This window comes from Bacteroides fragilis, assembly GCF_019583405.1.
Lineage (GTDB): Bacteria > Bacteroidota > Bacteroidia > Bacteroidales > Bacteroidaceae > Bacteroides > Bacteroides fragilis_B.
Genome location: NZ_SZUU01000001.1, coordinates 883,653 through 899,687, shown reverse-complemented (window position 1 = coordinate 899,687; position 16,035 = coordinate 883,653). Strand labels below are relative to the sequence as shown.

Below are 16,035 nucleotides of genomic sequence, written 5' to 3'. Positions count from 1 at the left end.
TGCAATTATTTGATTTTTAATATTATATATAGAAATTCCTTTTTATCTTTCAAGGATGGCATCCCATAGAATGGACCTTGGACCCTTGGACCCAACCGATGTATATTATATGTACATTGAGTGTAAGAAAGAATTGGTGAATGCTCAAAATAGAAGTATTTTTTAAACATTTTGTTATTTATATTGTTTCTCAGATATAATTTATTTAAAAACAGAAACCAACATTATGAAACAAAGAAAAGTTTTAATTGCGATTGCCGTTGTCATATTCATCCTATTGCTGCTTTACTGGCTTTTTGTAGCCGAAGATATCAATGCCTGGCTACCTGTAAACTAAAGACTTGAATCTTTCATACTAAACACTTAAGTCTTTCCGGTGAAACGTTTAAGCGTTTTCAAAAAACGTTTAAGTCTTTTGCGGGAAACACTTAAGTCTTTTTTCGGTATGGAATACTTTGCGAATCTTTTTGTTTTCTGGAAAGAAGCGATTATTTTTGTATCAGATTGAATTCTGTACAAATGACGATATAAAGTAATAACCTATGGATAATTTTATTTTTCAGAATCCCGTAAAACTAATCATGGGACGCGGGATGATCGGTCGCTTGGGTGAAGAAATACCGGCGGACAAACGGGTGATGATTACCTTCGGTGGTGGCAGTGTGAAAAAGAATGGTGTATATGACCAGGTGAAGGAAGCACTGAAGAATCATTTCACGGTAGAGTTTTGGGGAATTGAACCCAACCCTTCCATCGAGACCTTGCGTAAGGCCATCGCTCTCGGAAAGGAGGAAAAGGTGGACTATCTGCTTGCAGTAGGAGGAGGATCGGTCATTGATGGCACCAAGCTGATTTCCGCCGGACTGCTGTATGACGGCGACGCCTGGGATCTGGTACTTGCCGGGCATCCGGTGACCCACACCGTCCCTCTTGCCACTGTTCTTACCCTGCCTGCCACAGGATCGGAGATGAATAGCGGAGCCGTGATTTCGCGACATGAAACCAAAGAAAAATATCCTTTCTATTCCAATTATCCTCTGTTCTCTATCCTCGATCCGGAAGTGACGTTTACTTTGCCGCCCCATCAGGTGGCTTGTGGAATTGCCGATACGTTTGTGCATGTGATGGAGCAATATATGACTACTCCGGGACAGAGCCGGGTAATGGACCGTTGGGCGGAAGGCATTTTGCAGACCTTGATGGAAATAGCTCCCAAGATCCGTGAGAATCAGCACGATTATCAGTTGATGTCCGATTTTATGCTGTCGGCCACTATGGCACTGAACGGCTTTATCGCCATGGGGGTATCTCAGGATTGGGCTACACACATGATCGGGCATGAACTGACTGCGCTGCATGGTTTGACTCACGGACACACACTTGTCATTGTCTTCCCCGGTACGTTGCGTGTGCTCCGTAAAGCAAAAGGTGACAAGATTCTGCAATATGGAGAGAGGGTGCTGGGCATTACGTCCGGAAGCCGTGACGAACGCATCGATGAAGCTATCCGCCGCACCGAAGAATTTTTCCGTTCACTGGGATTGACCACCCGCTTAAGTGAAGAGGGCATCGGCATGGAAACAATTGACGAAATAGAACGCCGCTTCAATGAACGTGGCGTGAGATATGGCGAGAATGAAGATGTCACCGGAGCGGTTGCAAAGGAAATACTGAAGAGTTCGCTATAGGTTTGTATTCACCACAGATTACACAGATTAACACAGATTATTTAATTCCCGATGAATATAAATTATTAATCTGTGAAAATCCGTGTAATCTGTGGTGAATCATAGCTCACATTTGCATAGATTCTTTTATACCATGAATCAACACGATAAATAATCTGTGTTAATCTGTGTAATCTGTGGTGACCCGTTTTATTTAGCGTCCGTTTCCATGCGCATATTCTTGGTATAGAGGCTGTCGATGATACCGTCCGACAGTCCGATTGTCGGGACTGTGATCCCCGTTGCATTTACTTGTTTTGCCACTTCCAGAAAAATTTCCGTTGCCGGAACAATTACATCCGCCCGGTCGGGTTTCAGTTTGAACTGCTTGATCCGTTCTTCTTTTGATAGCGCTTTCAAGGTTTCGCAGATTTCCTTCAACGATTCAATCGGGAGGAAAGACTGTTTCTTATCCTTTTTGTCCGCCAGCCGGAAAAGCTTATTGATATTGCCTCCCGATCCTATAATCTGTATGGGAGCATATTCGGCAGCCAATGCCTGGAGGTCGGTTCGCATTTGCTCTTTTTCTTCGTTTTTCACCATGCCGCTGAGCATGCGCACGGTTCCGATGTTGTAGGAGCGTGAACTTTTGAGTTCGGAGTCACAGATCAGATTGATTTCTGTGCTGCCGCCGCCGACATCGACATACAGATAATTCTGGCCCGAAGCAAAAAGCTGTTCGATGTGGTTATCGTAGACGATATGCGCTTCTTCCTGACCGTCGATGATTTCGACTCGGATGCCGGTTTTCTTTTCTATCTTGCGCGTGATTTCTTTTCCGTTGCGTGCATCGCGCATGGCAGATGTGGCGCAGGCACGGTAATCCGAAACTTCGAATATTTTCATCAGCTGCTTGTAGGCTTTCATCAGCCGGATCAGTTTTTCTGCTTTCCCTTCTGATATTTCTCCGGTGGTGAAAGCGTCCTCGCCCAGCCGGAGGGGAATGCGTATCAGTTGGACTTTTCTCAACAAACCCTCGGGCGAACCCTCTTCATTTACACTCTTTATCAGTAGCCGCACGGCATTGGAGCCAATGTCGATGGCGGCATAGTTTACCTTTTTCATTCTGATTCTTTATAGTATTTGTATAATTCTTCCTGTGAGCGGAAAGGTGCATCGCTGTTTTCCCAGGTCTTGTTCTCACCGCTTCCGTCCACGATTCGCCCTTTGGCTGTGTCGCGAAGTCCGTAGCAGACCACACGTTTCAGTTCTGCTTGTATCACTTTGTCGTATACAGGCGTAAGCACTTCGATGCGGTTGTCCAGATTGCGGGGCATCCAGTCGGCCGATCCTATATAGTATTTTTCTTCCCCTCCGTTGGCGAAGATGAAGATGCGCGGATGTTCCAGATAACGGTCGATGATGCCGTTGATCCGGATGTTGTCGCTGACTCCCGGGATGCCGGTCACCAGGGAGCAATTGCCCCGGACCACCAGGTCTGTTTGTACACCGGCTGTCGAAGCTTCGTAGAGTTTCTGTATCAGTATCCGGTCGGTAATATGGTTCACTTTGGCAAGGATGTATGCCTCTTTTCCCTGTCGCTTGTTCTTGATTTCTTGGTTGATCAGGGCTGTCAGCCGTTTGCGCATATCGTTGGGCGACACGAGCAGCTCCTTGAAGTTCACCGGGAGGTAGGGCTTCTCTATGAAGTCGAATACCCGGTCTACTTCCCTCACAATGGAGCGATGTGCTGTCATGATGGTGAAATCGGTATACATCCGTGCGTTTCCTTCATGAAAATTTCCGGTGCTGATACAGGCCAGGTCGCCAAACCGTGTTCCGATATGTACCAGCTTGGAGTGGATTTTCAGACCTTCCACTCCGAATATCACTTTGATTCCTGCCTCTTGCATGCGTTTGCTCCAGCTGATGTTGGACGCTTCGTCGAAACGGGCGAGCAATTCGATGATAACCGTTACTTTTTTTCCGTTTTGTGCGGCGCAGATCAGAGCTTTCACTACCTTCGAGTCTTTGGCCAGGCGATAGAGAGTCATCTTGATGCTTTTCACTTCTTTGCTGATGGCTGCCTCGCGCAATACACGGATCACGGTATCGAACGATTGATAGGGGTAATGCAGCGACCGGTCCTGTTTCCTGATCTGTCTCAGGATGCTTTCCGTCCCGTTCAGTTCCTGTTTGAAGACGGGAGGCCAGGCAGGATATTTCAGGTCGGCCCGTCCGCAGTCGGGAAACTTCATCAGGTCTTTGAAGTTATGATAGCGCCCGCCTGCTACACGGGTGTCGTTTTTATCCACGTTGAGCCGGTCGGTCAGTTTTCGCAGCAGATCTTTCGGCATCTCTTTGTCATAGACGAAACGGATCGGTTCGCCCCGTTTCCGGCTTTTGATGCCCTTCGATATTTTTTGGAGCACACCTGTACGCAGATCACTGTCTATCTCCATTTCGGCATCTTTGGTGAACTTGAAGGTGTAAGCTTCATAGTCCGTATAATTCATGCCTATGAAGATCATCGGCAGGCAGTAGCGGATAACGTCGTCCAGAAACATCAGATAGGTTTTGCCGTCCGAATCCGGCAGGCGGATGAAACGTCCGAACTCGGCGGTGGGAAGCTCGATGACGGCATAATCTTTCATTTTCACTTTTCCCTCACTGTCTTTGCGCAACAAGCGGATGGCAAGGTAGATGTCTTCATCGGTCTGGTCGTCCGTATGACGGGACGTTTTAGTAAGAAAGAGCGGATTGGTAGACCCATTCAGCCGGTTTCGGTAGAGTGAAGTGATGAAGTGTTCCTGTTCCGGTGTCAGTTCGGTATCTTTGATGATGTGGATGTTTTCTTGCTTTAACTTCTCCATGATCGAAGCGAATGTTTCTTCAAACTGCCGGTAGTATTGATCGTGCAGCTTTCCGATCTGTTTCAAGGTGCGTGCGGCCGTGTCACGCTCTTCACGGATATTCTTGTCGTCGTACTCTACAATGCGGTTCAGTGTAGCTACGCGAACACGGAAGAACTCGTCTAAATTGTTAGAGTAAATGCCCAGAAAGGTAAGTTGTTCCAGTAACGGAACTTCCGGGCGGGCAGCTTCAAGCAAGATGCGTTGATTGAAATGCATCCAACTGATGTCCCGTTCTACATAAAGCTTTTTACGTTTCGCTTCGTCTGATTTCATTCGGATAAGAGTTTACTTATTTTTCTGCAAAAGTACGCTTGCATGATGTAATAGATATTACAATCTTGCTATGAACTTATTACAAAATTCATTTGTTCTTTTTATATGTAGACAGAAACACGTATATTCGCAGAATGTATGCGGGATATCCCGTTAAAAAAATGTAAGATATGAAATCAATGAATTATTCTCTTATCCGCACTATTTGTGCGCTTGTCATCGGTCTGGTACTGGTACTCTGGCCGGATGCGGCAATTAACTATATTGTCATAACCATCGGCGTCCTGTTCCTGATTCCGGGATTTATTGTGCTGATCGGCTATTTCGGAACAAAGCCGGAACCGGGTGTGTCCCGCCGTTTCCCCATCGAGGGAGTGGGCAGTCTGCTATTCGGACTCTGGCTGGTCACGATGCCGGGGTTCTTTGCCGATGTACTGATGTTCCTGCTGGGCTTTATCCTGATTATGGGAGGCGTACAACAGATTGCATCCCTTTCGATGGCACGTCGCTGGACACCCGTTCCGGGAGGTTTCTATGTGATACCGGTCTTGATCCTGATAGCGGGTATCGTAGCCCTGTTTAATCCTACCGGAGCACGTAACACGGCCTTTATGATTATCGGTGTCAGCAGCTTGGTTTATGCCGTTTCCGAACTGATCAACTGGTTCAAGTTTGCCCGTCGTCGTCCTACAACTCCGGTGAAAGGAGAGATTGAGGATGCGGAGATTATCGAATAATAAAGATGGGGCAAGTATTCACCACAGATTACACAGATTAACACAGATGCTTTAATCTGATTTTCAATGAAATAAATTATTAATCTGTGAAAATCCGTGTAATCTGTGGTGACATGACTGTCTGCCGTATTCATGCCATTTATCCTGTTGAAGAGTGAGGAGAACTACAGCCGGTTCTTGATGCGTTGCATCGCTTCGATACAATCATCCCGCTCGCCAAATGCCGTCAGGCGGATGTAACCTTCTCCGCTGGGACCGAAGCCGACTCCCGGAGTTCCTACTACGTTGGCTTCGTATAGCATCTGGTCGAAGAAGCGCCACGAGCTTATTCCGTTCGGTGTCTTTACCCATAAATAGGGTGCATTCACTCCTCCGTACACTTTCAGACCGGTAGACTCCAGCCCTTCCTTCATGATCCGGGCGTTTGTCATATAATAATTGATCGTTTCCTGTATCTGCTCTTTTCCCTCAGAAGTGTAGATTGCTTCTGCCGCACGTTGCGTAATGTACGATGTACCGTTGAATTTGGTACATTGCCGACGGTTCCACAACTGGTTCAGAGGGATGCGTTCTCCTTCGAGCGTGGCTGCTGTCAACTCTTTCGGCACGACGGTGTATCCGCAACGTATTCCTGTAAAACCAGCTGTTTTCGAGAAACTGCGGAATTCGATGGCGCATTTCTTGGCCCCTTTTATTTCGTAGATGGAGTGGGGAATATCCGGTTCCCGAATGTAGGCCTCGTAAGCTGCGTCAAACAAGATCAGGATATCATTAGCCAGTGCGTAATCCACCCATTTCTTCAGTTCCGCTTTTGTCAGCGTCGTACCGGTCGGATTGTTGGGATAACAGAGGTAGACGATGTCGATGCGTTTCTCCGGAATGGCCGGGATGAAATGATTTTCGGCGGTGCAAGGCATATAAGTGACGTTACTCCATTTGCCACTTTGGGTATCCAGCACTCCGGCACGTCCGCACATCACGTTGCTGTCGATGTAAACCGGATAAATGGGATCTGTGACACCTACACTGTTATCGTGACGGAGGATGTCTCCGATATTGCCCGTATCGCTCTTGGCACCGTCATTGACAAATACTTCTGTAGGCGAAAGATGGATGCCGCGCGGAGCATAATCGTTCTTGATGATGGCTTCGATCAGGAAATCGTATCCTTGTTCGGGGCCATATCCTCGGAAAGTTTCGACAGACGTCATCTCTTCGACTGCCTTGTGCATGGCTTCGATGCAGGCCTTCGGAAGGGGACGGGTCACATCGCCGATCCCCAGCCGGATGATATCCTGCTTCGGGTGTGTTATTTTAAAAGTATTGACTTTCTTCGCTATATCCGAGAACAAGTAGCTTCCCGGTAATTTCAAAAAATGTTCGTTTACTAATGCCATATTGTTCTTGTTTTAAGTTTGAAATGTTATTCCTGAAAACTAAATCTTTATACCTTATCAAAAGGACTGATACCTGAAATCCATTAACTATTCTCTTAGTTCTATTGTTCCGTCGAATACTTTAACTGCCGGTCCGGTCATGTATACATGGTCTGTTGCTTCGTCCCACTCTATGGTCAGTGTGCCTCCGTCCATCACGATATCTACGGTTCGTCCCGTCCGTCCGGTGAGATGGGCCGCTACGGCTGTCGCACAGGCACCTGTCCCGCAGGCCTGTGTAATGCCCGATCCCCTTTCCCACACCCGCATACGGATCTTGTTTTCTCCTGTTATCTGTGCAAACTCCACGTTCGTACGGTCAGGGAAAAGCGGATGTTTTTCCAGCTTCGGGCCGATCTCCGGAAGGTCTATACTCCGGATATCGTCCACGAAGGTGACGAGGTGCGGATTCCCCATCGATACTTGCGTGGAGACGAATGGAAATTTGTTGTCGAAATCTATTGTTCCGGTTTCCAGTGGTACACCCATATCAACCGTTACGGCTTTTACCGTTTGGGCTTCAAGGTGCAGTTTCAGCACTTTGATACCCGAGAGGGTTTCCAAGGTGATGATGTTTTTTGAGGTCAGTCCGTATTCATAAAGATACTTGCCGATGCACCGGCTTGCGTTGCCGCACATCATTGCTTCCGAACCGTCGGCATTGAATATGCGCATGCTGAAATCCGCTTTGTCCGAATGACCGATCAAAACGAGCCCGTCACTGCCGATCCCCGTATGATAAGCGCTCCATTCGATGGCTATCTTTTCGGGGTGTGCGATTGGAAATCTGAGGGTATTGACATAGATGTAATCGTTCCCTGTTCCATGCATCTTGGTGAATTGAAACGTTCTTGTCATTTTTATCTATATTAATTGATTTTTGTATCTTTTTGTCTTTTTACATTGCAAAGATATGACTTTTTGTTTTGTATTTCTATCAAAAGCATGTCTTATATCTATTTATTTTAAGAAATCTTTCACTTTGTGATATTTCTGCCTGTTTTTACTTCTGAATTGAAATAAGAATGCTGCGTATTTTAAATAAACTGTAATGAAGCGATTTTGTTCTGTGTCTCTTTTAGGATTTTGGGATAGGATGGATGAATTGATTTAGATCAATTTGGCATCTTTATAAAAGAGGAAAGAGGCCCCATCCTGACAGAATGAAACCTCTTTCTTCTTAAATGCTTTCTTTTTGTGTGCGGCTAACCGGACTGTATCAGAATATGTATTTGAGTCCGAAGTTGGATACAGTTAAATCTCTATATCAATGATGGAGGAGATAAAACAATTTCAAATGTCTAAGATATGTAATGCTTTTAGTAGTTTAACCAAAGTTTCAACTGAGGTATTTTATCACGGCTGACGATTATCTTATCTTTAAAAGGAGGTTTTACATGTAAAATGGCTTTTCCCAGAAAATACGATTCAATCCGCTCAATAGCGTTAATACTGATCACTGTCTGCCGGCTACTTCGGAAAAAGATATCCGGATTGAGTTGTTCCATCAACCTGTCCAGAGAGAGATCGATAATATGTTCCCTGTTTTGCTTGGTAACGGCAAAAGTTATTTTGTTTTCAGAATAGAAATAGGCGATATCTTCAACTTGCAGGGTAAAAAGTTTATCTTCGCCTGATATAAGAAAACGGGTGCGATACTTTTTGCACGGATTGGCTATGTTTTGTAAAATGTCTATTAGATCGGTTGTCTTTTGCTCCTGTACCAGATATTTGGTGGTAAGATGTTCGAACTTGGCAATAGCTTCTTCCAGCCGGACACTGTCTATCGGTTTAAGTAAATAGTCAATGCTATTGACGGCAAAAGCCCTAATAGCATATTCATCGTATGCAGTGGTAAAGATGATAGTGCTCTCCGGACGTGCTTGTTCGATAAATGTGAATGAAATGCCGTCTGTCAGTTGTATATCGAGAAAAACAATATCCGGATGTGGATTCTTATTAAACCATTCTACACTTTTTTCTACACTGCCGGGCAATATCGTGACTTGCCATTCGGGACGTATTTCATTTATGATCTTATTCAATCGGCGGGCCGCCGGAATTTCGTCTTCAATAATAACAGCTGTAATTTTATTCATTTAATAGGGGAACTTTAACGGTGAAATAATTAGTATTACTTTCTATGAGGATATTCTTATCGCATATCAGGCGATAGCGGATTGAAAGATTCTTTAGCCCCATTCCCGTAGTAGCTACATTGGGCTTTACTCTAATTTCATTGGTTACCGCCAACATACCACTTTGTTGTTCGTAATCAATCAGTATCTTCATCGGATAATCCATATTAATAATGTTGTGTTTAATGACGTTTTCTACTAATAACTGTAGGGCCAACGAAGGTAACTTCAAATCGTAATTGTGTAACTCTACCTTGTTATCGATTCGGATACAATCTCCTAAACGAACTTTATGAAGAAAGATGTAGGAATCAATGAAAGACAATTCCGATTTTAAAGTAACCAAGCGCTGTTGCTGGCTTTGTAATATATACCGGTATACGTCGGACAAGCGCTGGGTGAATAGAACGGCGTTTCGAGGAGAATATTCTATTTCGGAGATAAGCGTATTGAGGCTGTTGAAAAGAAAATGCGGATTCAGTTGATTCTGTAAGGCTACGTATTGGGCTTTTATGGAAGCTTCTTCAAATTGCTCTGCCTTTTCGTGCAAAAGAACCAATTGCCTGTAGAAGTTGATAGTCAAAGTTAGATTGGTTATCACCATTTCTACTAACCAGACCAGGGCTATTATTCTTAATCCTCGGCCTTTTAGGATAAAAGGTTCGGGAACCTCAAATATGGCTTTTACTATTGACCAGACTAGATAATTCATCAAAAACAGTATGATTGCAGTAAGGATGCAGTCAATAATTAATCGATCTTTACGTTTGACCAGGAACTGGAAACTGCGCTTCTGCCAGTTGTGAATCATCAATACTCCGAAACCAACCAGATTAAAAGCGGCAAGTATCAATATGAACGACTTAAAAGAAATCAATACTTCCAAATGCTTCGGAGTCAAGTCGGAGTACAGCACGAGAAACAGATATGAAAAAGATGCTAACCCTGAGAATAGCAAGCCATTGAACAAATGATTGTATTTTTGTCGCATATTGATTGTAGACTTTATGTGTATATTACAAATTTAGTAAAAAAAACAAGAGGAGGCACAAAATATCACAATGGTTTTGGGCAACCTCTTGTTTCTCGGAAAATAGTATAAACAAATGCCTATGCGGAAACTGGCGTTATTCTCTTATTCCGTAATTCCGTCCGGTAATTCACTTTTAGGGGTAATGTAATTATTATTTCAATACTTGATTATGGCCTGAAAACAATCTTTTTACCTTAAAGTGATGTACCTTTGAAAACGTTAGCTTTAGTCAAAGGAAGTAAACTTCCGGTTAGTGTGAAACGATTTGAATTGAAGTTCGGACTTATATCTACCGACGCATTATTACTTCCCTTGTCCAAGCGAATGTTTACTTGTGCGGATATTCCGGTTCCCATTACGCTCATTGATACGAATATATTTCCTTTTTTGTCGGTAGTCTGTTTGTAGTTGGAGGTACTACCTTCGACGGTGATACCACCCAAACCGTTAGGACCGCTAACGGGTATGTTGAAAGCTACCTGAACCACGGCCTTGTCATCTTTTACTGCTACAAAATTTGTATTCGAAGAAACGAAGGCCGATGTACCGTACTTAAATATCACATGGTCGGCCTCTAAAATGAAATTTTTCATGGTAATTGCCTGTTTGGCTTCATCAAATAATGCTTGATCCAGTAATTCCTGTTCAGCTTTCTTTTGTTTACGTGTCATTTCTTTTGCTGTTTGTGCCTGTACATTTCCCAGACAAACGAATAACAGCAACACCGGTAATACTGATAACTTTTTCATGATTCTAATTTTTTTAAGTTATATATTTTCTTTTGCCCAAAGATAGAACGTTTGCTTTATTTTTTTTCAAGTTTATTTTCTGAACTGTAAACGGTAGTTGCTAAATTGTAAATATGGTATGCTGAATCGTAAAAGTAACATTTTAAATAGATACGGAATGGTTTTTGTAGCTATGAGACACGAAGTCGGGATTGAAAAAACTCCCTTGAGCGGGCGTGTACTCACTCAAGGGAGAATTAAAAAAATGATTGGATACGGAGATTTATTTTTTCAACAGATTTTGCAGTTGTACCGGTTCATTGGTGGTGATGAAATCTACTTTTCGATCGATCAGCCATTTCATGTCATCCGTCTTGTTCACAGTCCAGGCATTCACTTTCATGCCCAAATCATGGCATTCCCGGATCCATTCGGGATGTTTGCGGAATACGGTGTAATGATAGTCCGGCCCGGCACATCCTAATTCTTTCAGCTCCTTGGGTGACAGGTTACCGTCAAGATAGTAGACGGGAGTGCCTTCCGGAGCCAAGCGGATAAATTCTTTTGTGGCATGCAGGGAGAAGGTGATGTATTCCATCCGTTCCTCCAGTCCCATGTCTTTGACCAGGGCAACGATTTTTTCGATGGCTTTCGTTTCGCGGAGTGGGGTGCTGTGTGCTTTCAGCTCAAGAATCAACCGGGTGTGTAGCGGTTGTGCCGCTTTCAAGTATTTGGCAAGGGTAGGCAGGCTCTCCCCATTATCCAGTTTGATGGCTGTCAGTGCGGTGGAAGGTGAGTTTTCCATCCTTTTCCCTTTGAATGTGGGATCATGGTTGACCACTAACTGGTCATCGGCTGCCAGCCATACATCAAACTCCGAACCGTAGCATCCGATGGAGTCGGCTTTTAGCAAGGCGGCGATACTGTTTTGCGCAGAACCTTCGGTTTTCCAGAATCCGCGATGTGCAATGACCTGGGTTTGCGCAGCGGCATTGTATGCTGAAAAAAGCAGGGCAGAGGCAAACAGAAGTTTTTTAATTTTCATATATTTCAGTTTTTGGTTCGCCTTCAAAGATATAAAAAAGTAACGCAAATCAGCAGGATAAGGATGCTAATCTGCGTTAAACAAAGCTATAAATTTCTTTTAAATCTCTTTACAATACATTCCTGTGTACCGAAAATGGGAGTATGGGTAAGAGAAATGCTTCCATTTTATCGTTAAACGATTTTGAATTCTTTCTTTTTGAGATTGAAATATTGCGTTAATTAACGTTTTGGTATTAAAACAACTTTTTTGTACGTTTATGTCAAATATTTATAGGAAAGCTTATCTTTATGTCATATAGATTGTGTATCTTTGCACGCGAAAACAAAAAAGGATAATATGTGTGGAATCGTAGGCTACATTGGTAAGAGAGAAGCCTACCCCATCCTTATCAAGGGGCTGAAGCGACTGAAGTATCGCGGATACGACAGCGCCGGGGTAGCGATCATCAACGACAACCAGCTGTTAAATGTATATCGGCCGCAAGGCGAAACGTTCGTGTTTGCTTCTGACGGCATTATCGAGACTCCCACCGTTATCCTCCAAGAATTTCCATCCCAAAGTTACATCTTCCGTAACAGTACCTATACAGAGGTACCCGTTTATTCCTTTTCTTCTTTCCGCCCGATGCATAAGTTTTGTAAGATAACGGTTTCTCGTGCTGTGAGGCCGGAAACATTAAAGTACTCTGATTCGTTGATAATTAGAGAGGCTTTTTCTGACACACTGTTGCAAGGCAGGAAAGATGAAGCGACCGGGATAAAGGAAGAGAGTGTGACTATGGAGTGAGTTCAATGACCCATGTATAAATAATACGAATCAGGAGTTGGAGCAGTTATGTTTGAACTCTTGGGAAAAATGATAAGTCCTTTAATTTTTGATTCGCGTAAACTGCTAAATAAGAGAATAGATGGAACAACTGAAACATGAATGTGGCGTTGCCATGATACGTTTGCTTAAACCGCTGGAGTACTATGAAAAGAAGTACGGAACGTGGATGTACGGGCTGAATAAGCTCTATCTGCTGATGGAAAAGCAGCATAACCGTGGTCAGGAAGGTGCCGGTCTGGCGTGTGTGAAACTGGAAGCAAATCCGGGTGAGGAGTATATGTTCCGTGAGCGGGCATTGGGTTCCGGTGCCATCACCGAGATATTTGAGACAGTACAAAGTAACTTCAAGGATCTGAGCAAAGAACAGTTGCACGATGCCGCGTTTGCCAAACGGACACTGCCTTTTGCCGGAGAAGCTTATATGGGGCATCTGCGTTACTCGACTACCGGAAAATCCGGGATATCCTATGTTCATCCGTTTCTCAGAAGAAATAACTGGCGGGCGAAGAATCTTGCTCTTTGCGGCAACTTCAACATGACCAATGTGGATGAAATTTTTGCCCGTATCACGGCCATCGGCCAGCATCCCCGTAAGTATGCCGATACGTATATTATGTTGGAACAAGTGGGGCACAGGCTCGACCGTGAAGTGGAACGTCTCTTTAACCTGGCTGAGGCTGAAGGCCTGACCGGCATGGGCGTGACGCATTACATTGAGGACCACATCGACCTTGCCAACGTGTTGCGCACGTCGAGTAAAGAATGGGACGGGGGGTATGTGATGTGCGGACTGACCGGTAGCGGAGAGAGCTTTGCATTGCGTGACCCGTGGGGGATTCGTCCGGCGTTCTGGTATCAGGATGACGAGATTGCGGTGCTTGCTTCCGAACGTCCGGTCATTCAGACGGCACTCAATGTTCCGATAGGAGAAATCAGGGAATTACTGCCGGGACAGGCCCTCCTGATCAGTAAAGAGGGAAAGTTGCGTACGGCACAGATCAATAAGGCACGGGAGAAGAAAGCCTGTTCGTTCGAGCGGATCTACTTCTCGCGAGGCAGTGACGCGGATATTTATAAGGAGAGAAAACAACTGGGTGAGAAACTGGTTCCGAACATCCTGAAAGCGATTGATAATGACCTCGACCATACCGTCTTCTCGTTCATCCCGAATACGGCAGAGGTGGCATTTTACGGTATGCTTCAGGGGTTGGACAATTATCTGAATGAAGAGAAGGTGCGGCAGATTGCGAGCCTGGGACATCATCCGGATCACGATGAATTGGAAGTGATTCTGTCCCGCCGTATCCGTTCGGAGAAAGTGGCTATCAAAGATATCAAACTGCGCACTTTCATTGCCGAGGGCAATAGCCGGAATGACTTGGCAGCACACGTATATGACATCACATACGGCAGTCTCCGTTCCGGTATCGACAATCTGGTGATTATCGACGACAGCATTGTTCGCGGTACTACTCTGAAACAGAGTATTATCGGTATCCTCGACCGTCTGGGACCGAAGAAGATAGTCATCGTCTCTTCTTCTCCGCAAGTTCGCTATCCCGACTATTACGGTATTGATATGGCGAAGATGTCCGAATTCATCGCCTTTAAAGCTGCAATTGAATTGCTGAAGGACCGGGATATGAAAGATGTGATCGCATCGGCTTACCGGAAGTCGAAAGATCAGGTGGGACTGCCGAAAGAGCAGATGGTAAACTATGTGAAGGATATTTATGCTCCTTTCACCGATGAGGAGATTTCGGAGAAGATGGTGGAACTGCTGACGCCGAAAGGAACGAAAGCGAAAGTGCAGATTGTCTATCAGCCGCTCGAGGGGCTGCACGAGGCGTGTCCCAATCATACGGGAGACTGGTACTTCAGTGGCAACTATCCTACACCGGGCGGGGTGAAGCTGCTGAACGAAGCATTTATTAACTACATCGAGCAGGTGTACCAATTTTAAAAGAAAGGTGAACTTAAATAAAGAAAAGATAAGAATGAAGAATGTGACTTTGGTCCTTGACGACGGGAGCCGTTTCCACGGTAAGTCGTTCGGTTACGAAAAGCCCGTGGCAGGTGAAGTAGTGTTCAATACCGCCATGACCGGTTATCCGGAGAGTCTGACCGACCCTTCGTATGCGGGGCAGTTGATGACACTGACGTATCCGCTGGTGGGCAACTATGGTGTACCTCCTTTTAGCATAGAGCCCAACGGACTGGCTACGTTTATGGAGAGCGAACGCATCCATGCCGAAGCTATTATCGTAAGCGATTACTCACAGGAATACAGTCATTGGAATGCCGTTGAGAGTCTGGCTGACTGGCTGAAGCGTGAGCAGGTGCCGGGCATTACAGGGATCGATACCCGTGAGCTGACCAAAGTGTTGCGTGAACATGGGGTGATGATGGGACGGATCGTATTTGACGATGAACCGGAGAGTGCTCCGGAAGCTGTATACAGTGGAGTGAACTACGTAGACAAGGTTTCATGCAAAGAGGTGATCCGTTATAACGAGGGGGCGGACAAGAAGAAAGTGGTGCTTGTGGATTGCGGTGTGAAGACGAACATTATCCGTTGCCTGCTTCGCCGGGATGTGGAAGTGATCCGTGTACCCTGGAATTATGATTTCAATCATCTGAAGTTCGACGGACTCTTCATCTCCAACGGACCGGGTGATCCGGATACGTGTGATGCTGCCGTGCAGAACATCCGTAAAGCGATGCAGAATCCCAAGTTACCTATTTTCGGTATCTGCATGGGTAACCAGTTGCTGAGCAAAGCCGGAGGGGCTAAGATATACAAGCTGAAATACGGGCATCGCAGCCACAACCAGCCGGTACGCATGGTTGGCACGGAACGTTGTTTCATCACTTCGCAGAATCATGGTTATGCGGTAGACAATAATACACTTGGCACCGACTGGGAACCGCTGTTTATCAATATGAATGATGGCTCTAACGAAGGAATACGCCATAAGACGAATCCCTGGTTCTCTGCACAGTTCCATCCGGAAGCAGCCAGCGGACCCACGGATACGGAGTTCCTCTTCGACGAGTTCGTGAAGTTGCTCTAAAGTATATTCTGCATAAAGAGATAGAAACGAATCTGTTTTACCACAGAGTAACACGGAGTCTCACAGAGTTTTAATTTCTTGTTTATAAGATGTTAAGAGAAAATAATCTCTGTGGAACTCTGTGTTACTCTGTGGTAAACCAAACTCAAAAACATTAT

The 16,035-nt window shown here is 45.0% G+C and carries 13 protein-coding genes; 5 read left to right on the top strand and 8 right to left on the bottom strand.

All coding sequences use genetic code 11. The features are described from left to right. The first annotated feature begins 542 nt into the window (after window positions 1–542). On the top strand, window positions 543–1,688 hold the full coding sequence (locus FDF36_RS03865) for an iron-containing alcohol dehydrogenase (RefSeq protein WP_220390398.1): 1,146 nt from the start codon (window positions 543–545) through the stop codon (window positions 1,686–1,688). A gap of 189 nt (window positions 1,689–1,877) precedes the next feature. Here the strand turns inward: FDF36_RS03865 and FDF36_RS03860 are convergent, their stop codons facing one another. After that, complete coding sequence (locus tag FDF36_RS03860) at window positions 1,878–2,792, bottom strand: Ppx/GppA family phosphatase (RefSeq protein WP_220390397.1); 915 nt, start codon at window positions 2,790–2,792, stop codon at window positions 1,878–1,880. Further along, a complete protein-coding gene (locus FDF36_RS03855; protein WP_220390396.1) occupies window positions 2,789–4,855 on the bottom strand; it encodes an RNA degradosome polyphosphate kinase in 2,067 nt (688 codons plus the stop codon). Before FDF36_RS03855 ends, FDF36_RS03860 begins: the two co-directional genes overlap by 4 nt. 170 nt (window positions 4,856–5,025) lie before the next feature. Between FDF36_RS03855 and FDF36_RS03850 the strand changes: the two genes are divergently transcribed. Beyond that, window positions 5,026–5,592, top strand: a complete 567-nt coding sequence (locus FDF36_RS03850; RefSeq protein WP_220390395.1) for an HdeD family acid-resistance protein — start codon at window positions 5,026–5,028, stop codon at window positions 5,590–5,592. Window positions 5,593–5,756: 164 nt separating this feature from the next. Here the strand turns inward: FDF36_RS03850 and FDF36_RS03845 are convergent, their stop codons facing one another. From FDF36_RS03845 to FDF36_RS03820, 6 genes are all read right to left on the bottom strand, one after another. Beyond that, window positions 5,757–6,989 (bottom strand): LL-diaminopimelate aminotransferase, encoded by a 1,233-nt coding sequence (locus tag FDF36_RS03845; protein WP_220390394.1) that lies wholly within the window; start codon window positions 6,987–6,989, stop codon window positions 5,757–5,759. Window positions 6,990–7,076: 87 nt separating this feature from the next. After that, window positions 7,077–7,886: a diaminopimelate epimerase gene (dapF, locus tag FDF36_RS03840; RefSeq protein ID WP_220390393.1), complete on the bottom strand. Its 810-nt coding sequence runs from the start codon at window positions 7,884–7,886 to the stop codon at window positions 7,077–7,079. A gap of 461 nt (window positions 7,887–8,347) precedes the next feature. Continuing rightward, complete coding sequence (locus tag FDF36_RS03835) at window positions 8,348–9,127, bottom strand: LytR/AlgR family response regulator transcription factor (RefSeq protein WP_022012618.1); 780 nt, start codon at window positions 9,125–9,127, stop codon at window positions 8,348–8,350. After that, the gene (locus FDF36_RS03830) at window positions 9,120–10,157 is read right to left on the bottom strand and encodes a sensor histidine kinase (RefSeq protein ID WP_032530056.1); all 1,038 of its coding nucleotides are present in this window, start codon (window positions 10,155–10,157) and stop codon (window positions 9,120–9,122) included. The genes FDF36_RS03835 and FDF36_RS03830 overlap by 8 nt, the downstream gene beginning before the upstream one ends. A 236-nt stretch (window positions 10,158–10,393) precedes the next feature. Further along, complete coding sequence (locus tag FDF36_RS03825; protein WP_022012619.1) at window positions 10,394–10,948, bottom strand: DUF4251 domain-containing protein; 555 nt, start codon at window positions 10,946–10,948, stop codon at window positions 10,394–10,396. A 262-nt stretch (window positions 10,949–11,210) separates the two neighbouring features. Further along, window positions 11,211–11,972 carry a glycerophosphodiester phosphodiesterase family protein gene (locus FDF36_RS03820; RefSeq protein ID WP_220390392.1) on the bottom strand — a complete coding sequence of 254 codons (762 nt, stop codon included), beginning with the start codon at window positions 11,970–11,972 and terminating at the stop codon, window positions 11,211–11,213. 339 nt (window positions 11,973–12,311) lie between these two features. Here FDF36_RS03820 and FDF36_RS21505 point away from each other — a divergent pair, with 339 nt between their 5' ends. From FDF36_RS21505 to carA, 3 genes are all read left to right on the top strand, one after another. Beyond that, entirely contained in the window at window positions 12,312–12,761 is a 450-nt protein-coding gene (locus tag FDF36_RS21505) for a glucosamine-fructose-6-phosphate aminotransferase (RefSeq protein WP_220390391.1), read from the top strand. A 121-nt stretch (window positions 12,762–12,882) separates the two neighbouring features. Further along, on the top strand, window positions 12,883–14,766 hold the full coding sequence (locus FDF36_RS03810) for an amidophosphoribosyltransferase (protein ID WP_005793382.1): 1,884 nt from the start codon (window positions 12,883–12,885) through the stop codon (window positions 14,764–14,766). A gap of 34 nt (window positions 14,767–14,800) precedes the next feature. Continuing rightward, window positions 14,801–15,877: a glutamine-hydrolyzing carbamoyl-phosphate synthase small subunit gene (gene carA, locus FDF36_RS03805; protein ID WP_220390390.1), complete on the top strand. Its 1,077-nt coding sequence runs from the start codon at window positions 14,801–14,803 to the stop codon at window positions 15,875–15,877. The last annotated feature ends 158 nt before the right edge of the window (window positions 15,878–16,035 follow it).